This window comes from Citrobacter sp. HN-141 (assembly GCF_033341895.1).
In the GTDB taxonomy this organism is placed as follows: domain Bacteria; phylum Pseudomonadota; class Gammaproteobacteria; order Enterobacterales; family Enterobacteriaceae; genus Citrobacter.
Window position 1 is genome coordinate 197,927 of record NZ_JAWPBF010000001.1, and the last position, 19,397, is coordinate 217,323.

The window sequence follows — 19,397 nt, forward strand, 5'->3', positions numbered from 1 at the left end:
TGCATACGCAAAGCAGATCACTTACCTGTTGCTGGGTCGCCTGTAGCAGGAATTATTAAAGAGAGATTTAAATGTTTACTATCAACGCTGAAGTACGTAAAGAGCAGGGTAAGGGTGCGAGCCGCCGCCTGCGTGCCGCTAACAAGTTCCCGGCAATCATCTACGGTGGCGCAGAAGCCCCGGTTGCTATCGAACTGGATCACGATGCAGTTATGAACATGCAAGCTAAAGCTGAATTTTACAGCGAAGTTCTGACCCTCGTTGTTGACGGTAAAGAAGTTAAAGTTAAAGCTCAGGCTGTACAGCGTCACCCGTTCAAGCCGAAGCTGTCCCACATCGACTTCGTTCGCGCGTAATCGCCAACAAGTTGAAGAAAAACCCCGCCTCGGCGGGGTTTTTTTATGCGTTTAATTTAGTTTGACGACATTAAGAGCAACGAGAACCCACTTTGCTTTTCCGCTTTCTTAAATCTCGTCAAATTCAATTAACGCCTCCCCTAATCGAGGATCTGAAGTTTCCGCTGCTGTAATCATACCTTTTAGCCGATTGAATAATGCCCGTTGACGAACGCTGGCACTTTCCGGTTTCCACGGCAAAATTCGTATTGGTATAGTTTGCCCTTCATTCAACGCATCAAATACCTTTTCATTGGTAAGTAAGTCGCCGCCGCTCCATGTCTTGCTATCAAACTGAAAATCAAAAAAGACATGGAGTTCCAGTTCATCTACACGCACTCGACGCTTTGCATTATCGATGCTTATTTCCACCTTCTCTTTATGTGTCAAAGTAGCATCAAGATTGAGTCCATACCGTTTCAACTGCCCCTTATCGTAATAGTAACTCATGCTGGAATAGGTTGATTTAAAAGCAAATCCAGTAATGAACAAACCAGTAAATAAGAACAGTGGGCATATGAACAAAATCAGTAACCAGTTGGCACCATGAGTATAAAACAGTACCAACGAGAGAACTGTGAACACAATACCAAGCATCAACATCATCAAAAATGTTACAATGTGAGCGTACAAAACCTGCCGAAATAAACTGAAATTAACAGACGGCTTCTGACGTATTCCTTTACTCACTACTGTGTCCTTTTATGTAGTATGCCCTTATTTTCCGCCAGACGTGCGACGCTGGAGCTGATCGCGCAGATTCGGCGGCGTACCTTTGATGGTCAAGGTGTCTGTCGCCGGGTCCCAGAAAATACGCTCGCCCAATAGCATGGCATCGAAGTTAATCGTCAATCCACCGCCGCTTCCGGCAAATTTCGTTAACTGACGCAGCGTACTGCGATCTGCCGGGAAGCTCTCTTCCAGCTCATACCCTTTATCCGCGGTAAATTCACTAAAGCTGACTTCACTGACGCCGGAAAGCTCTTTGGACAGCGACTCCAGTTCGATCTCTTCGCCTGCCTGCAGCTGCTCGTTACAGTAGCTGTAGACCTGCTGGCGCACGTTCTGACGCTCAGCTTTATCGAGCTGCGCCTCAGCGGTAAAGTCGTCCACGGCCTGCAGCAGGCCACGGTTTTGCGCTTTGGCATTCAAACCTTCGCTGGCGCCGAGGAAATCCATAAAGAAATCGGCAACTTTACGCCCGACCCGCCCTTTCAGGAACGTCAGGTATCGCGTGGACTCCGGGTTGGTTTCCCACTCGGTTAAATCAATACGCGCGACGATGTCCGCATGATTGATATCCAGATAGTGTGTCGGGTTGATATCCAGATTTTCATTGACGCGCATACTGCTTAAATTATTCAGCACCGCGACCAGAAGATACTCTACCGCCAGATAGCGATAATGGCAGAACAGTACGATACCACCGTCGGCAAAAGGATATTTCGCCAGTTCGTCGCGCAGACGTCCCGTCGCAGCACGACTAAAAGCCAGAAAATCCTCTTCACCCTGGCGCTGTAAGCGCAGCGTTTGCGCCAGCTCGCTCTCTTCGCTAAAGAGGCCATAGGCTTTATTCTTGGCGCTATACACCCGGTGCAACTCAGCCATCATCTCGACAACCGTCGCTGTCGGTTCCAGTAATGAATCGCGCAAGACCAGCTCAAGATTCTGCTCGTCACGTTTGATAAGCTGGTGCAGGGCAATCTGGTTGATATCCAGACTCATGATAAACTCTCCTTTTAGACCGGGCGGTATTCAACCACCTGCCGGACAGTGACGCAATAGAAGATAAAAAAGCAGAAAAAAAACTGTCTCTACGGTAATATGTTGCCCTTTCATGAACAGACTGATTTCGATTTATGCCACAAATTTCCCGCTATAGTGACGAACACGTTGAACAATTACTGAATGAGATGCTCAACGTACTGGAAAAACATAAGGCACCAACCGATCTTTCCCTGATGGTTTTGGGAAATATGGTGACTAACCTTATCAATACAAGCATCGCACCGGCCCAGCGCCAGGCGATTGCGAACTCTTTTGCCCGCGCATTGCAGTCTTCGGTAAACGACGACCAAGCGCACTAAGAGCCTGCTCCGGGGAAACGAACAACAGTTTATGGTAACTCATCATCAGCGCTACCGTGAGAAAGTCTCCCAGATGGTTAGCTGGGGGCACTGGTTTGCCCTGTTCAACATGTTGTTGGCCATGGTACTCGGTAGCCGTTACCTGTTTGTCGCCGACTGGCCGACAACGCTTGCAGGGCGTGTTTATTCTTACCTGAGCGTTGTCGGGCATTTTAGCTTCCTGGTGTTTGCCACCTATCTGCTAATTCTGTTTCCTCTGACGTTTATCGTCATGTCCCAGAGGCTGATGCGCTTCTTATCAGCCATCCTGGCGACAGCAGGTATGACGCTGTTGTTGATCGACAGCGAAGTGTTCACCCGCTTCCACCTGCATCTCAATCCCATCGTCTGGGAGCTGGTCATTAACCCTGACCAGAATGAAGCGGCTCGCGACTGGCAGCTGATGTTTATCAGCGTGCCAATCATTCTGCTAATCGAAATGCTGTTTGCGACCTGGAGCTGGCAGAAACTGCGCAGCCTGACGCGTCGCCGCCATTTTGCCAAACCGTTAGCAGCATTCTTTTTCGTTTCATTTATCGCCTCACATGTGGTGTACATCTGGGCTGATGCCAACTTCTATCGCCCGATTACCATGCAGCGTGCAAACCTGCCACTTTCCTATCCTATGACCGCACGTAAGTTTCTGGAAAAACACGGTCTGTTGGATGCGCAAGAGTATCAGCGCCGCCTGATTGAACAGGGTAATCCGGAAGCGGTCTCCGTCCAGTATCCGCTCAGTGAGCTGCGTTACCGCGATATGGGTACGGGTCAGAATGTCCTGCTGATCACCGTTGACGGTCTGAATTACTCGCGCTTTGAACAGCAAATGCCTGCTCTGGCTGAATTTGCCGGACAGAATATCTCCTTTACGCGCCACATGAGTTCGGGAAATACTGCCGACAACGGGATTTTTGGCCTGTTTTATGGCGTCTCGCCAAGCTACATGGACGGCATTTTGTCGACCCGAACACCTGCCGCGCTAATCTCTGCGCTGAATCAACAAGGTTATCAGTTGGGATTGTTCTCCTCTGATGGCTTCACTAGCCCACTGTATCGCCAGGCATTGCTGTCAGACTTCTCGATGCCAAACGTGCAAACGCAATCTGATCAACAAACTGCAAGCCAGTGGATTAACTGGCTGGGCCGCTATGCGCAAGATGATAACCGCTGGTTCTCATGGGTTTCCTTTAACGGAACGAACCTTGATGACAGCAACCAGAAGAATTTTGCCAAACGCTACGCCAGCGCGGCGCAAGATGTGGATGCCAACATCAACCGTATACTCAGCGCACTGCGTGATTCCGGGAAGCTGAACAATACGGTGGTCATTATTACCGCAGGCCGCGGCGTGCCGCTGACGCAGGAAGAGAATAACTTCGCCTGGTCGCGTGGCCATCTACAGGTGCCTCTGGTTATTCACTGGCCGGGAACACCTGCGCAGCGTATTAATAGCCTGACCGATCATACTGACCTGATGACAACACTGATGCAGCGCCTGCTCCACGTCAGTACCCCAGCAAGCGAGTACTCACAGGGTCAGGATTTGTTTAATGCAACACGCCGCCATTACTGGGTCACAGCAGCTGACAGCAGCACAATGGCCATTACCACACCAGAGATGACGCTGGTGCTTAATAACAACGGTAATTACCAGACCTATGATTTACGCGGCGAGAAAATTAAAGATCAGAAACCGCAGCTGAGTTTGCTGCTGCAAGTGCTGACGGATGAGAAACGATTTATCGCTAACTGATTAATTATAAATCAGTTAGCAGTCCATCCTCTTGCATTCGTGGTGGAAAGCAGTAGTATTAGCAGCCATAAGTGTCGGCACGTAGCGCAGCCTGGTAGCGCACTGTCATGGGGTGTCAGGGGTCGGAGGTTCAAATCCTCTCGTGCCGACCAAAAATTCCAAAAAAAACCAACCCTTGTGGTTGGTTTTTTTATGCCTGTTTTCTGTACGGGGAAGCAATGGGGAATTATCGGGGAAAAAACCCGGTGCATCTGTGAAGGATCTTTGGTGAATTTAGGGACCAGTGCATCGCTACGTTTATCGGCATTCTCCAGCTTGATAAGTCATTAGCAGTTGCTAATGACTTATCACCGTTCTTAATTTTCTCAACGGCCTTATCAAGTTTGTCTGAAGATGTTGCACAAAGGAAATTATTCTCAACAACAACTACTTACGATTATATTTTAGTACTTGTAAATAGAGCAGTAGCCAAACTCCTGCCCCTCCCCATACACCAACAATTGCACCAATTTTTCCAGCTAAGATATATTCCGAAAAGGGAACCTCTCCTTTACTGATCAGCCAGGTACTAGCAACCATTCCAATAGAGAACGTAACTGCCAGTATAAACACCAACTTAATAAGTTCTAATAGAGGATGTTTCATTTACTCTCTCCATTAGCTTCTTTTTGCGTCACATTGCCAGTCCATTCTGAGATTACAGAACCACCAAAACCACCCAGTATACCAGGGTATGGGCTCATGTGACTGCCCTGATATATACCGTATCCGATAGACTTTTCCGAATATTTCAGTGAATACTTACTGGCATCCATTCCTGGCTGATTTTTTATATACTGTGATTCAAACTTATTAGTAATTGAAGCACCAATATTATAGCCAAAACCTGTACCGTCCATCCCTGCTGATATCGTTGCCAGCGTGCTGATGGTCTGCTTCTGATCCTCACTCAGTTGCGACAGGTCAGTCACATCAGGATACAGCATACCTGCAATCGCCCGGGCCGCAAGTTCTCCCGTTGCTGCGCCCGCTGCCGCGCTGTTTCCCTGCATCGCCGCCACTGCGCCGCCCAGTATCGCGTGAGCAATAACATTTACCGCAGTATTGCCCTCTGTCGATTTAAGCAGATGCGCTAGCTGTGGTGCCGACGCCCCCGCCAGCGCGGCCCCCATATCACCGCCAGCCAGATACGCGGTTTTGCTCCCCGTTATCCACTTTTCCCAGCGCTGTTAAAGAACTTATAGCTGTGAAATCAAAAATCCTGACGTATGCTCGGGATCTATGTGTTAGCTCAAAAGCTCCATTGATACGTTGCCAGTATTAAAAAATTCCTTAAAAACACTGATAACAATATCAAAGTCTTTTGTAAGCTGACGTTCAGGCCAACAATCACCAAGTATCATCATTTCGGCATCAAGTTTAGAGCGATCCCAGTAACTTCTTATCTGATATTCATCTTCGAAGATCTCACCTAATGTTATTAGGTAAAAATTATTTTCTGTTCTTACCTGAAGCATTTCACCTCCACTATCCACCCTGGTTAGGGTATCAAGAGTTATGGAACCTTTTTTTCCCTGAAGTTTTTTCAACTGATTTAATATATCATCCCAGTTTGAAATCTGCTTATTTCCGCCAGTTCAATTTAGCGTCCAACTCATTTTAAAATTCATTTTAATCCCTAGCCTTGAGAGATTTCATTCCCGGCTGCCAATAGAGGACAGACCCAGTAGTCTCTTCATAGATTGTTAAAGATTTTAGCCCCGCTTTATCGGCCATAGCTGCTATATCACCGCGACAATAACCACATACAGGCTCTTTAGATACACTCATTGTCATCTCACGCCCTTGAGACATACCCTTTTCAAAAGCTTGTTGGATGACGCCCACTTCAGCATGAGCTGTAGCCATATTTCCATTAGGAAGAGGCTTGCCTTGCTTATCTATTTTAGCTTGGATTCTTCCATCAATGAGTGTTGGCTTATTCACATCTGCTAAGTTGGATGGTCTTGCACCCTGATTGGTATCAGTGAAGATCCCGCGAAAATCTAATGAAAAAATGGCTTCGGACGGGCGCTCACGGTTCGCCAGTGACACTTACCGCCACCGCAACGTAGTGGTGCGGTGTTTTGGGCGGTTAAAAGAATACCGACGTATTGCCACACGTTACGACAAAACGGCGAGAAATTATCTGCCGATGGTGAAATTGGGCTGTATCCGGCTCTTTTACAAGAAGTTATGCAATAAGGGACACAGCCTAATATATGAGCTTCCTGGACTGCCCGGGTCAGTATTTGGTGGATAATAAATTGTACTTACTGGTGTTCTACCTGGCTAACCCAACCCTGAGGGATAACAGGTCCCTGAGGCGGGTTTGTAAAAGGCTGTAGTTTTGGGGGGGATTTAGGAATTGAAACTTTTGACATTCCATTCCCTTGAATGTCTCCATCAGCATCCACAACTCCAGGTTTCAGCCTGCCAGGACGGATATCCAGTATCGGAAGTTTCTTATCCTTATCTCCCAGCGCATTATTCTCAACAACAACTCTTTCCGGTGCACATCCCTGCGACGATAACAGTTTTTCCCTTTCCTTTCCGTAAATTATAACCGGTTTTCTCTGCTGTATTTCTGGAACGGCAACTTTTGCGCTGTTAAGCGTTTTTGGCTCCACAGACGCTACCGCCCGGCCGTTACACTTAGTCTGCTACTCCACAACCGTATCATTATGAAGACGTGATGCCACGACACACGCCTCAGAAGCATCTGTAAGTGGCTGAATAGTTTTATCGTTCTTTTCTAATCAAAGAGTCATATTTTCCAAATTCGGGAAACTGATCATAATTCCCCGTCACATCGACCGTTGTTTGACTCTCTCCCAGTTTATAGGGATTAAAATGTTCTTCCCTTACCACGGCACTACCATCTTCTTTAAAAAGATAAGTCGTACCATTAGAAACATTCATAAATCCAGCACCTTCACCTTCGATCTCGGCGAACTCTCGGTGAACTGCCATTGAAAGAAAAAGTCGCTCATCATCCAGAACTTTAAAACTATAAAGAAGATATTCTCTTAATTCTTCATCTAAAAAACCGACACTAATCCAACCAGCATTTTTTGTGACCTGAATAACATGTGATGGTTTTACATCAGAACCGATAAGTGCAGTATATGGCATCCCGTGAGAATGTTTTTTTTTGGCTTCATTCTCGCTTAGCGGATTCATTGGTTCTTTATAACCAGCGGACCATTTCTTACAATAAAAAACCTTATCCATTATTTGTAAACCTTCCCGTTAGTATCTCGGATTATGACATCAGCTTGCTTAGCCGCATTAAGAACTGATTGTGGAATTGGTTTCATCTGAGGTGGCACCTCCAAGATGTTACTCCCTTCCATCTGGCTTCCAGCCAACTTACCACTGGAAGGAACATTTGCGATTGTAGCACCGGCAGGATATTTATTCACAGCTTCCCGGATGTAACTGGTCGCCGTAGCCTCTGTAATATCAGCAAATTGTGTGAACTTACGAGACACTATCTCACCTGTTGCCGGGTTATATGAATCCACACGATAATAGCCGTTTCCGTTGGGTTTGTTTACATACAGTTCATTATACGGATAATTTTTAGACTGTTCTGCGTTAAACTTATTTCCGGCCTGAACATTCTGCAACCAGCCTGGCTTCGCAGAACTCACCGTTGTAACCTCAGCTTTTGCTGCTGCAATCTCTGCTGCATTCTTACCGACGGTAAGGATCCCCGCTGCACCCACGCCGCCTGGCGTTGCAACTTCAGCAGTCAGGATCCCCGCCTGATTCAGGCAAAGTATCGCTGCCGATTGACACCCTGCCAGCACCGCCTGTGCTGCTGCGGCCAGTTCAGGGGTAGCTGCAGCCAGTAAACCGCCACCAAGCCCGGCTGGCAGAGCTACCATCAGCGCATCCTGCATCGCCAGCCCTTTTTGACAAGAGGCACTACCGGGGGCAGTGCTGCAGGACATGATATTTTTCGCATGCTCCTGCGCCGCTTTTACCTGCCCGTCCTCTGTTCCACCACCCAGCAGGTTATTCTCAACCGCATTTTTCCCGGCCTGCGCCCCGGCAGCCGCCGACGCCGTGCTATCGCCCGACAGACCACCGGCCATCCCTGCTGATATCGTTGCCAGCGTGCTGATGGTCTGCTTCTGATCCTCACTCAGTTGCGACAGGTCAGTCACATCAGGATACAGCATACCTGCAATCGCCCGGGCCGCAAGTTCACCCGTTGCCGCACCCGCTGCGCCCGCTGCCGCGCTGTTTCCCTGCATCGCCGCCACTGCGCCGCCCAGTATCGCGTGAGCAATAACATTTACCGCAGTATTGCCCTCTGTCGATTTAAGCAGATGCGCTAGCTCCGGTGCTGACGCCCCCGCCAGCGCGGCCACCATATCACCGCCAGCCAGCCCCTGAAGCGCCGCCGTTGCCGCCTGAATCCCCCGCTGAATATCGCTGCCCGTGCCATACTTCGCCAGTTCTTCCTTATACTTCGGCGTATCTTTCAGCTTATCCGCAGGCAGATTCGGATTGTCCCTGCGCGCCTCTTTCAGCGCATTTATCTCTCCCTGTGTTCTGGCAATATCCGCTGCCTGACCGCCAATATCACTGATGAGACTTACCGTCTGCAGCCGCTTCTGCTCTTTCTCTTTGTCAAAAATCGGGCTGATGCTGTCGTTCGCATGTTCCGTATCACGGCTCAGACCGGATACATCCTGCTGCTGGTTCGCTGTATCACGAACTGTAATTGATCCTTTCGCTACCGCCGCCTGCGTAGTTCCTTCCGCATGCCCGCTGTTGCCACCCGCTGATATCATCCCGCCGGGCATATTGCCTTTGAACGTGTCGCCGCCAAAAGAACCGCCGCCGCTCAGGCTGACGCCTGAATGACTGACCTTAAAGTCCGCTTCGTTATGAATGTCCCTGAACCCCAGCGTTCCGGTATACAGGCTGTTTTTGTCCCCCGTTGCCGTCGAAGCGATTACCGCACCGTCCAGTTGCGTGTGACGTCCCACCGCCACATCAAATCCGCCATCGCCCGCAAAAAGCCCTGTCTGCTCCTGAACCGAGTCATAAGTGCTTTTCATCTTGTCCTGGCTGGCGCTGATATAGCCCGAACCGGTCATGCTACCGAAGGTAAAACTGCCGCCTGCCGCTACGCTGTTCTGCTTCGATTTGTAGTCGTTGCTGTCCTGCTGGCTGCTCATCCACAGGTCTCGACCAATATCCGCGACCACTTTATCGCCGCTGACCTGCGCGCCATTCAGAAGGGCATCGCGACCACTGGTCATCGATACTATGCCACCGCTGTCCAGCGTGGTCTCCGTCCACGCCGTGCCGTTACCCTTCTCATGTCCTTTTGCCGCATTCACGTTGGCGAAGACGCTGATACCATAGCCATTGGTTCCTCCGCCAATGCTGACCCCTACACCGCCGCCGCTGCTGCTATTTTTCCCGGTTGTCTGTTGAGTGTTTGCCGCACCGCTCAGTACGATATCATTCGCTGCTGCAAGCGCGGTGTCCCCACCCGCCTTTATCTGGCTGCCGCCGATCAGAATATCGCCGCTGTTCCCGCTCTGACCTTTACCCGTCGCCGTAATAGCCAGATTGTTGCCTGCATTCAGGGTGCTGCCTGCCACAGTATCACTCCGGGCATGCTGCTCAGACTTTGATTTCTGGGAAGTCAGAGAAATGCTGACGCCTATACCGTTATTCGGATCGCCGCCGGCCTGAGCAACTGCAACCCCCTGCGCAGCCTGCACGCCGGAAAGCGCCGCTTTCGTTGCCTTCAGAGCCGCAAGACGATCGTCACTCTCATCTTTCGCATCCTGCGCTGCTGAAACCGCGCTGTTCACCGCACTGCCCACAGCCCCTGACAACGCCACCGTCAGTCCGCTGGTTTTCTGTTCAAACTTCTCATCACGGGTGCGTTTGTCGTGTCCCGGTTCAATAAGTACACTATCGCCGCGAACAGCAATATCTTTCTGGGCGATAATATCCGCGCCGCCGATATGTGCCTGCTGGCCTGCGGTGATACTGACGTTGCCCCCCGTAGAACCGACCGTACTGAAGCTCTCGCTTTGGGTGGTGCCTTTTTCGCGCAGATCGTGCGTCGTTTTACTGCTACCGATGGTGAAGCCGATCCCGCCCGACCCCATCAGCCCGCTCTTTTTCGTCTCTTTAAAGCGCCATGAGGTATCCGTATTGGTGGCGGCAACGATATCCACATTGTTGCCAGCCCCCAGCGCCACATTGCCGTCACCGGCAACGGCTGAGCCCTGTACCAGAATGTTATTCCCGGCGGCGACAGTCACATTGTCCCCGCTCAGCAACGCACCTTTTTCCCGCGTAGCACTGTCTTCTTCAATCGTATGGGTAGTCTTTTTACTGAGGAATCCTTTTTTGGTTTTCGTGGTTTCCTGGTAGTGATAATCGCTCTCTGTGGCAGTCGTGAGATTCACATCCCGGCCTGCCGTGACACCGATATCGCCCTGCGCCGTAACATCCGCTGCCTGCGCACTCACATCGCGCCCGGCGATTATGACCGAGTCGCCACCGCTGGCAATTTCCGTCCCCTGCTGGCGTACGGCGTCATTGACCACGGTTTTCTTCTTCGCACGATAGCTGTCGCCGTCGGTCGTTGCTTCAGCCAGCAGGTTGACATCACGCCCGGCCAGCAGACCCACATCATTTTCCGCTGCCAGCCCGGCCGCGTGAGAATTAATATCCTGACCCGCTTTCAACACCAGATTGTCACCCGCTGAGACGGTGGTACGGGAAAGCCCGGTGCTGTGCGATTCACTGCCGCCGTTACGGCTATTCTGCTGAGTGGTGGCCGCATTCAGATTGAGATCGTTACCCGCTGTAAGCTGAGCATTCCCCCCCGCGTTAACATTGCTGGCGGTGACGTTGAGGTTATTCCCGGCATTGATACCGAGGTTACCGCCCGCGCTGATGGTGCTCCCCTGCCAGTCCACCGACGAACGACCGGTCTCAGTGACCCTGCGTCCGGAATGGCTCCGGGCATCGTTAATCTGGTTGGCATTTACCGCAATATCTCCCCACGCATCCATCAGCAATGAGCCACCCGCAGAGAGATTCGCGCCAGTAACGGTGATATCCTTGCCTGCCGAGAGCGACAATCCGTCCTGCGCGGTAATGGACGCCACAGAACCCAGCAACGTATCTTTAAAGCTCACATTGCGGTATTTGTCCCTGGCACTCACATCAATCTGCTCCGCCAGCGTCAGGTTATTGATGTTGCCGCCGAGGCTTTCCAGCGTCACCGTTTTTCCGCTGATGGCGGAGCTGACGTTGTTGATATCACCAATCGCATTCAGCGCAAGGTTGCCCCCGGCCTGCATCAGACTATTGTTAAGGTTGCTGATGCTGTTCTGACTGTCGAGAGTGAGATCGTTTCTCGCCAGCAGCGTACTGCCAGCGTTGGTGATATTCCCACTGGTAAGCTGAACATTATTCCCGGCAATGACGCTACCGTTGTTCACCGTGATATCTTTCGGCGAGAGATACAGCTTCGGTATCATGACCGTCTCACCGTTGACGGTCGCGGCTTCCCACCACAGCATGCTGTGCTCAAGGGACGCTATCTGATCGGCCGTCAGGGCCACCCCAAATTTCAGCCCCAGCGACTGCTGGGTACTGGCAGCGCTGTCCATCAGATAACGCATCTGGTCAAGATCAGAACCTATACCGTTGATGTAACGACTTCCCGTCTTATTCAGCATAGCGTTACTGACATAGCGGGTATCGAACGCCGCATCACCGAGGAAACGGTAGTCATATTCCGGGTTCAGTTTGAGACGATCGAGCATATAGGCCGATCCCAGAAACTGGTTTTGATCGGTATACGCAACGTTAGTTTCACGCGGCGCTTCGCCCGGTTTGATACCCAGCATGGCATTCAAATCACCAAACAGGCTGGGATCGAGTTGACCAAGACCATTCAGTTTCGGGTTGACGTTGATCAGGTACGGGCTTTTCGGATCGTCGGAGACAACGAAATAGCCGTTCTTTCCGGAAGGCAACGGATACACGCTGGTATCCACCGTTTTGCCCTGATTTTGCCCGGCAGTATTCACGCCCTTCTCGCCTGGGTTAATCAGGCCATTCAGTTGGCCGAGGCTGGCATCCCCTTTCTGCGTGGTAGAAACAGAGCTGAGCGTGGCGTCTGATACGCCATCGCTTTCCAGCGTGCCGCCGCCGTTAATCTGCTGCAATGCGTCATGCAGTCGATCGTTCCACTGTGGGGAACTGACGCTCACCGTGTCATTGCCTGCCAGCGCCTGCTTTTGCACCCCATTACTGAGGGTTTGGTTGCTGAGGGTGTTGAGGGTTGGCACAGAAATAGTGGTGCCGACTCCACTGTTTGCTGTTGTATTGGTATTACTAATGTTATGAGTGAATGTCGCACTGATATTGCCAGCAGCGCTTATCACTGCACGATAAGCATCACCATCAGCGACAAACTCAGTTTTTCTTTCACCCAGGATATAGGAGACCGATGTCCTGCCACGTTCTTTGTCCCGCCACCAGTACCATTTATCCCCCTCACCAGAAAGTGGACGCCAATCCTCACTGCCGCACTCATTGCTGAACCATTCACAACGATACTCTGCCTGAATATAAGTTACTCGCCGCCCGCTCTCAGCGGAGAGATTATTCAGTGTTTCTCCGGTAAGCCCTGCATTGCGTCCAGCCAGTATCTGGCTGGCGCGATTATCCAGGTTAACGGCATCAACAATAATATCACGGGCGGCCACAATACGGGCTGCCCCCCCCGTTACAGAGACCGTGACAACCGACTCACTCTGTACAAACTGACGGATATCATTACCTGTAAGAAGGTAAGAAACACCTGTCCGGCAGTTGTCATTCTTACCACCGGTACACTGCTCCCACTCCTTCCAGACGACATTATCACCCCGGTCAATCCACTCGTTCAGACTGACAGCAAAATCCGCATATTGACCCAGAGAGCTGGAGTAAGCAGGATACTTATCCCGAGCAGGAACAGCATCCGGATAGTTTTTATCGGACTGGTTAATCGTCAACCCATCCCGCTGGTTCAGCAGATGCCCGGTTTTGATGGTGATATCACCATTCTGGGTTTCGATATTGCCGGAGGTGTTGACCACTTCGCTGTTGGCATTTCCCGCCGCATCTCGCTGCATCCACAGATTGTTGCCTGCGAGGATATCGCCGCGCTGGTTGGTAATGGTGTTGGCATAAAGCGCCAGATTATTTGCCGCGTACAACAGCGCCGTATTAACGATAGCGCCAGGCGCATTGAGCGTCAGAGAACCACGCGTGCCGGTGAAACCATCGACTGAAATATTACCGCGACTGGTCAGCGTAATATCGCCACCGCCCTGTAACGTTCCGGCGGCATTGAGCGCCACGTTGCTGCCGCTGAGGTGGCTCGCACCGTTGCCCGTTGTGATTTGCCCGTTATTGCTGAGCTGCCCGCCCGCCGTCAGGTTGAGCGACTGCCCCTGAAGCACGCTACGGTTGTCGATAGCACCTTCGCTGGTCATGGTCAGCGTTTTACCGGCGGCAAACGCGCTTTGCGCAGTAAAGCCATTCACCAGTTTCAGCGTCAGATTACCCAGCGCAACCACCTGCCCCAACGCATCCAGCCCGTGGCTTTCAACAGACAGATCGCCACCGCTGAACAGTTTGCCTGCCGCATTCTGATTAACCTGACTGGCATTAACACTCAGTTGCGAGTTGCCCAAAAGCGTACCGTTATTCGTCACCTGCGTGTATTTCACTGCCAGTTGACCGGCCTGTGTCGTTCCCTGGTTGGTAAAATTGTTACCGGTAAGCGTGGCGCTGTCGGCCAGCCAGTTCCCGCCATTAGTGGCCGTTGCCGCATTCAGAATGAGGTTTGTCGCTTGTAACCAGCCTGCGCCGGAATACTGCGGCGTGGTCAGCGTCATTCCCGCGCCGGAAAGCAGTTTACCGTCATTGAGCGCGCGAGTTGTGGCGTTAAGATGGGTATCTCCACCGCCCTGCATTAAACCGTAGTTGGACAGCACTGGCGTAGAAAGCGTCAGCCCCTGACGGCTGACAATCTCCCCGGAAGCCTGGTTTATCAAATCGCCGCTCAGCGACAGCGTTGCGCCATTATCCCCTTGTAGGCGTCCGCTGTTGGTCAATGTGCCGGACGTCATGCCCAGCGTCGCACCCTGAATTTTGCCCTCGTTGGTGACTGACGCCGCAGTCAGATCCAACGCGCCACCGCTCAGCATACTGCCCGCTTTCTGCTGCCTGACCGCGCCGTTCATGGCAAGCGTGAGCGCATTTACGCCGCTAATTGCCGCGCTGTTATCGAGGGTTGTCCCCTTCAGCGTAAGATTTTTCGCCGTCCATTGCCCGGAGTTAGTCAGAGAAAGCGCCTGTAGCGTCGCGTTACCCAGCGCGGTAATTTTGCTGCCCGCTGTGGAAGTCAGGTTATTCGCGAGCGTAAGCTGCAGGGCGTCGGCGCTGTGTATTGCCCCATTGTTTGTCAGCGTTTGTGCATTGAGCAGAATCGACTGCCCCTGCCATGTGCCATTATTCGTCACATCGCCAGAAGTGAGTTTCAGCGTACCCTGCGTCAGTAGTGAACCACCTGCTGCGTTAATCAATTCCTGTTGCGGTGAAGCCATCGCCATGCGCGCCATCAGACGCTGAAGTGCTTCCAGCGTCAGGCTTTGCAGGCCGGTCAGCGTGCCCTGGTTGTGGATCCGGTTTTGCTGCAGGGTCAGGGTCTTTCCCTGTACCGTGCCGCTGTTATCAAGCTGTGCGCCGTCGAGCGTTACGTCGCTTTCGCTGAGCAGCTTTCCGCTGTTATCAAGCTGCTGCGCGGTCAGTGACATTCCGCCATGACTCATCATGTCGCCTGACGTGGTAAGGCCGTTGTTTACAGTCGCCGTCAGATTACCCAGGCTTATCAGCGAGCCTTTGTGCAGCCAGTCATCAGCGGTCAGCGTAAGTTGCTGCCCCTGCAGCGTTCCTTGCGTCGTTATACTGCTGGCATCAAAGGTCAACGCGCCGCCGCTCAGCGTACGGGACGTTATGCCCGTCGTGAGTACATCACCAGACAGGGCCAGTCCGTTTGTCCCCTGCCACAGACCTGTATTGTTTAACGTCGAGGCTGCAAGTGTCAGCCTGTCACCGGCAATACGCCCGGCGCTGTTGATATCATCAGCCGTCAGCGTCAGTGCGCCGCCACTTTGAATGTGTCCGGGGTTGATAAGTCGCCCGGATAGCTTGCCTTCCAGGCCATGTAAACCGTTAAGCACGCCGCTGTTATTCAGCGAGCCGGCAGTGAATGTCAGGACATCGCCCTGCAGTACGCCGGCGTTTTCCATCGCACCGGTATGCACCAACAGCGCATTACCGGCCAGCCATTTACCTGTGGCATCCGTGGTGACGGTATTCGCAGAAACCGAGGTACTGTCATTACCCTGAACCAGACCGCTGTTACGGATGGATTTTCCATCCAGAGTGACACTTTTCGCCGCCAGCATACCGCGGTTATCCAGAGAGGCGGTGTTTATCGACGCCCCCTGTTTCGCTACCAGGTTACCCTGGTTTTCAACCGAGTTTGCCAGCGCCAGGTCCAGGGAATCGGCCTGAATATCACCGCCGTTAATTAATGTGTTGCCGCGCAGCGTGAAGTCGGTATTCGTCAGCAGCAGACCGTGGTTTTCCAGCGTATCGAGACCTAAATCCAGCCCCGCGCCGCTAACCAGTTGTCCCTGCTGACCATTAAACAGATTGCGGGTGGTAAGCTGTAGCACCGAATTACCCTGCACAGTGCCGTTATTCATAAGCTCCGGCGCGGAAATGCTAAGGGACTTTGCTGCAATCGTTTTGTCGTTAAACAACTGCGCTGCAGCCAGTTCGAACAGATTCAGACTGCGCAGCGATCCCTGGTTATCCAGTCGCCCGTTAGCCTTAATTTTCAGGCTATCCAGTGCCTGAATGCTGCCGCCGTTCCGCAGGATGTCCAGCGTAATCGCCGCCGTACGGGCCTCCAGTTGGCCATCGTTGTCGATATGCTTTCCGCTAAGATGCAACGCTTCGCCGCTGGTTACCTGCCCACCCGCAAGGTTAGTGAAGCGATTGCCATCCCAGGCGAGCGCCTGATTCCCCTGCAGGATCCCACTGTTGCTGAGATCGCCGTGTAATGCCAGCACCTTCGCCGCCAGCATTCCGCTGTTATTCGCACTGGCGGCATGCACGGTCATACCTTGTTGACTGAGTACCTTGCCCTGGTTAGTGAACGCGTCGTGTATTGTCGCCGTTACCCCCGTTTCACCTAACGCATTACCGCTGTTTTGCCACGTATTTGCTTCCAGATTCAGCGTGCCGCCCTGCAGCAAGCCGGTGTTGTGCAGGGTCTGATTCTTCAGGCTCAATTCACCCACCGACAACACATTGCCGTCGTTATTCACGTCCTGACTGTTCAGCACGAGCGTATCAGCAGCCATGAGTCCGAGGTTATCTGTCTGCTGTCCGTTAACAGATAATGACGTGTCCGCCAGCAGGCGCCCCGCAGTTTCGTTTTTTACCGTCGCATATTCACTTTGCAGATTAACGCCGTTAATTTCTCCGCCGTTAACTAACTGGCGACCGTTGAGGTGCAATGAACCGTCGGTGGTAATCAGCCCATGGTTGGTCAGATACGGTATATCCAGCGCCAGAGAACGCCGGGCATAGAGCGAGCCGCCGCTAAGGTTATCTAACGTATCAATCTGCAGGTCCATTGCCGCGTTGCCCTGCATCAGGCCGCTGTTCACAACATGCTGACTGCGAAGCGTTAACGTGTCGGCTACCAGAGAGCCGCTGCTGGTGAGAAGTTCAGGTACAATAATCGAGATGCGTTCAGCGCTGGCGCTACCGCTATGAGTCAGCGTCGCCGCGCTGAGCGTCAGGGTATCGGCCAGCAGTTCACCCTGGTTATCAACTGACTGCTGCGCGCTGAAACCAACGCGTGTGCCGGTGGATTTTCCGCGATGACTGAGCCTGTCCGCCGTTACGTCCAGCGAACCTTTTGCCGCCTGTACACCGTCCAGTGTGATGCGGTTGCCGGTAATCGCAAGGTCCAGACCGCTCTGCAGATGACCGTCCTTGCCGGTAGTCAGCTGCTTTGCGCCTACGTTAAGCGCACCAGCGGCATTAACCTGACCGTTCAGGTTCAGGTTTTGCGCAGCGTTTAACTGTATGCCCTGTTGTCCGGCGATCAGCGAATCTTTCGCGGCGGTAAGGTTTTCAGCATTGACTGTCACCCCCCGGTTGCCAGAGAGAACGCCATATTGTTCAACTGACGCGGCCTGCACCGTTAGAGTGCCATCAGAGAGCAACTTTCCACTATTACGCAGCGTGGCATCCGCCCGGATATCCGCATCGTTTTTCGCGCTGAGGGTGCCCTGTTGATTCAGCGTTGTTGTCTGTACTGAAAGCTGGCTCCCGCTCGCCAGCGTGCCCTTATTATCCAGCGACCCGCTATGGACCGATACGCTGTTACCCTGCATCAGACCTGTGTTGCTAAGACTGCTGACAGAAGCATCAAGACTGCCGTTTGCCGCCAGTTGACCACCATTCACGAGGTGGACACCGGAAAGAGACAATGCGCCTCCCGCATTGACCTGTCCCTGGTTGTTCATTTCGCTACCGGCCAGGCTTAATGCTCCTTTCGCATCGGCCCGACTGGCGTTATCCAGTGCTATGTGCTGCGCCTTCAGCGTGAGTCCGTTACCTGCAGAGAGCAATCCCCCTTTAGCCGACAGGTTGCCGTGACTGTTAAGGCTAACATCAGCATCACTCCCCAGCGTGGAATGGGTCAGCGTCAGCCCATTAGTACTCGCGACATCCAGTTTTTCTTTACTGGTCAGGCTACCGTCGGTGATTGTCAGCGAACCGTCACTACGCAATGAAGTGTTTTTTTGGCTAACCAGAGTGGTTGCGGCAATGGCGACATCCTGTTTAGCCGTAATCTGCAACTTTCCAGCTGCAGCAACTCCGCCCCCCTCGATCGTCATCTTGCCATCGCTACCCAACTGCACGCCTGCGCCACTGGAGAGATTTGCACCTTGTAGCGCTAACGCCCCGGTGCTGTTGATGGCCATCCCGCTTGCGGTCTTATGGTTGCCGGTCAACGTGACGCCTTCGCCACTGGCGGAAAGACCACCGTTTGCCAGAGTGTTGCCAATCGTTAATTTCCCGTTAGCATTGAGGGTGATATCACCCTGGCGGGCATTCAGATTCCCGAGATTGACTCCCAGCCCTTTCTCGCTGGAGACCAAATGAATACGGTTAGCGTACATCCCACCTAATGCGCCGGTGTCTACCGCAATTTTCGGTGCTTCCCCTTCGCCATTCAGCGGGCTCGTCTGACCATTCGCCGCGACGCGATTCGCCCCAGCGATAACCGTCAAATCTTTGGCGTGTAGCGCAGCGTTAATTTCCGTGGCGCGGGCAATAATTGACACCGCATCGCTCTGACTACCATCCAGCCCTTTGCCTTCAATGGTAATGCTGCCTTTGCTCACATCCAGTGACTGCAGGTTACCGTTAGCATCCAGCACCGGTTTACCGGTAGTCAGGGTGGCGTTAGGCGTGTTGATAAATCCGCACCCGTTACAGGTAATACCGTAGGGGTTGGCGACCATGACGTTGGCGGCTTTCCCCGCGACTTCGGTATAGCCCTGTAGCTGCGAACGGTTAGCGCCGGTAACTTCGTTGATGATCCCTGACGCTTCCTTTCCGGGACGCAGGTTCGGGTTATTCTGGACGATGCCGCCGAGCTGGGTTTGGGTAAATTGCCCGGTCGCGTTGTTGAGGATCAGCCCCTCTTTTCCCACGTTGTAGTCGTTATATTTGTTGTGTGAAATCCCGGACTGGTTCGGCGTGGCAATATTCACCACCGGAACACCATTGGCGGCTTTATCCATCTGCGTATTGCCTTCAGGCGTGATGGCAGCAGCCATCGCCGGGAGCAGCGGTTGGGTAGCCAGCAGGAAACTCAACATGCCACTTAGCAAACGCTGGGAGAAACGCACCTGATCCTTTTTCATCATCCTT

General features: G+C 52.4%; 11 protein-coding genes, 1 tRNA gene and 2 pseudogenes. 5 read left to right on the forward strand and 9 right to left on the reverse strand.

The genetic code is table 11. The annotated features are described in order from the left end of the window. The first annotated feature begins 71 nt into the window (after window positions 1-71). Window positions 72-356, forward strand: coding sequence for a 50S ribosomal protein L25 (gene rplY, locus RYZ59_RS00980; protein ID WP_137384097.1), 285 nt, complete (start codon window positions 72-74; stop codon window positions 354-356). A 108-nt stretch (window positions 357-464) separates the two neighbouring features. On the opposite strand, the gene RYZ59_RS00985 is transcribed toward rplY, so the two are convergent. Both RYZ59_RS00985 and yejK read right to left on the reverse strand, forming a co-directional pair. Further along, the gene (locus RYZ59_RS00985) at window positions 465-1,085 is read right to left on the reverse strand and encodes a hypothetical protein (protein WP_318048941.1); all 621 of its coding nucleotides are present in this window, start codon (window positions 1,083-1,085) and stop codon (window positions 465-467) included. Between the two features lie 27 nt (window positions 1,086-1,112). Then, entirely contained in the window at window positions 1,113-2,120 is a 1,008-nt protein-coding gene (gene yejK / locus RYZ59_RS00990) for a nucleoid-associated protein YejK (RefSeq protein WP_005129293.1), read from the reverse strand. 134 nt (window positions 2,121-2,254) lie between these two features. Here yejK and RYZ59_RS00995 point away from each other — a divergent pair, with 134 nt between their 5' ends. The 3 genes from RYZ59_RS00995 to RYZ59_RS01005 all read left to right on the forward strand — a co-directional run bounded on the left by RYZ59_RS00995 (window position 2,255) and on the right by RYZ59_RS01005 (window position 4,426). Continuing rightward, window positions 2,255-2,482 carry a YejL family protein gene (locus RYZ59_RS00995; RefSeq protein WP_003027506.1) on the forward strand — a complete coding sequence of 76 codons (228 nt, stop codon included), beginning with the start codon at window positions 2,255-2,257 and terminating at the stop codon, window positions 2,480-2,482. A 31-nt stretch (window positions 2,483-2,513) separates the two neighbouring features. Continuing rightward, window positions 2,514-4,274, forward strand: coding sequence for an LPS biosynthesis-modulating metalloenzyme YejM (yejM, locus tag RYZ59_RS01000; RefSeq protein ID WP_137384098.1), 1,761 nt, complete (start codon window positions 2,514-2,516; stop codon window positions 4,272-4,274). Between the two features lie 75 nt (window positions 4,275-4,349). Continuing rightward, window positions 4,350-4,426: transfer RNA gene (locus RYZ59_RS01005), tRNA-Pro, on the forward strand. 274 nt (window positions 4,427-4,700) lie between these two features. Here the strand turns inward: RYZ59_RS01005 and RYZ59_RS01010 are convergent. The 4 genes and pseudogenes from RYZ59_RS01010 to RYZ59_RS01025 all read right to left on the reverse strand — a co-directional run bounded on the left by RYZ59_RS01010 (window position 4,701) and on the right by RYZ59_RS01025 (window position 6,182). Beyond that, window positions 4,701-4,919 carry a hypothetical protein gene (locus RYZ59_RS01010; protein WP_137384099.1) on the reverse strand — a complete coding sequence of 73 codons (219 nt, stop codon included), beginning with the start codon at window positions 4,917-4,919 and terminating at the stop codon, window positions 4,701-4,703. A 245-nt stretch (window positions 4,920-5,164) separates the two neighbouring features. Continuing rightward, a pseudogene (locus RYZ59_RS24675) lies at window positions 5,165-5,461 on the reverse strand (VENN motif pre-toxin domain-containing protein); the annotation flags it as partial. 99 nt (window positions 5,462-5,560) lie between these two features. After that, window positions 5,561-5,893 carry a DUF6911 family protein gene (locus RYZ59_RS01020; protein ID WP_411961636.1) on the reverse strand — a complete coding sequence of 111 codons (333 nt, stop codon included), beginning with the start codon at window positions 5,891-5,893 and terminating at the stop codon, window positions 5,561-5,563. A gap of 52 nt (window positions 5,894-5,945) precedes the next feature. Next, entirely contained in the window at window positions 5,946-6,182 is a 237-nt protein-coding gene (locus RYZ59_RS01025) for a deaminase (RefSeq protein WP_318048961.1), read from the reverse strand. A gap of 112 nt (window positions 6,183-6,294) precedes the next feature. Here RYZ59_RS01025 and RYZ59_RS01030 point away from each other — a divergent pair. Beyond that, window positions 6,295-6,516: pseudogene (locus RYZ59_RS01030) on the forward strand (IS5/IS1182 family transposase); the annotation flags it as partial. A 70-nt stretch (window positions 6,517-6,586) separates the two neighbouring features. Here RYZ59_RS01030 and RYZ59_RS01035 read toward each other — a convergent pair. The 3 genes from RYZ59_RS01035 to RYZ59_RS01045 all read right to left on the reverse strand — a co-directional run bounded on the left by RYZ59_RS01035 (window position 6,587) and on the right by RYZ59_RS01045 (window position 19,390). Continuing rightward, window positions 6,587-6,943: a hypothetical protein gene (locus tag RYZ59_RS01035; RefSeq protein ID WP_318048949.1), complete on the reverse strand. Its 357-nt coding sequence runs from the start codon at window positions 6,941-6,943 to the stop codon at window positions 6,587-6,589. Window positions 6,944-7,055: 112 nt separating this feature from the next. Next, the gene (locus RYZ59_RS01040; RefSeq protein WP_202038244.1) at window positions 7,056-7,547 is read right to left on the reverse strand and encodes a lytic transglycosylase; all 492 of its coding nucleotides are present in this window, start codon (window positions 7,545-7,547) and stop codon (window positions 7,056-7,058) included. Then, complete coding sequence (locus RYZ59_RS01045; RefSeq protein ID WP_318067330.1) at window positions 7,547-19,390, reverse strand: hemagglutinin repeat-containing protein; 11,844 nt, start codon at window positions 19,388-19,390, stop codon at window positions 7,547-7,549. Before RYZ59_RS01045 ends, RYZ59_RS01040 begins: the two co-directional genes overlap by 1 nt. Window positions 19,391-19,397: the final 7 nt, after the last annotated feature.

Bases quoted from the DNA above. Each gene is read 5' to 3' on its own strand.
- RYZ59_RS01040 (WP_202038244.1), bottom strand. From the start codon at position 7,547: ATGGATAAGGTTTTTTATTGTAAGAAATGGTCCGCTGGTTATAAAGAA.
- yejK (WP_005129293.1), bottom strand. From the start codon at position 2,120: ATGAGTCTGGATATCAACCAGATTGCCCTGCACCAGCTTATCAAACGT.
- RYZ59_RS01045 (WP_318067330.1), bottom strand. From the start codon at position 19,390: ATGAAAAAGGATCAGGTGCGTTTCTCCCAGCGTTTGCTAAGTGGCATG.
- rplY (WP_137384097.1), top strand. From the start codon at position 72: ATGTTTACTATCAACGCTGAAGTACGTAAAGAGCAGGGTAAGGGTGCG.
- RYZ59_RS01025 (WP_318048961.1), bottom strand. From the start codon at position 6,182: ATGGCTACAGCTCATGCTGAAGTGGGCGTCATCCAACAAGCTTTTGAA.
- RYZ59_RS01010 (WP_137384099.1), bottom strand. From the start codon at position 4,919: ATGAAACATCCTCTATTAGAACTTATTAAGTTGGTGTTTATACTGGCA.
- RYZ59_RS00995 (WP_003027506.1), top strand. From the start codon at position 2,255: ATGCCACAAATTTCCCGCTATAGTGACGAACACGTTGAACAATTACTG.
- yejM (WP_137384098.1), top strand. From the start codon at position 2,514: ATGGTAACTCATCATCAGCGCTACCGTGAGAAAGTCTCCCAGATGGTT.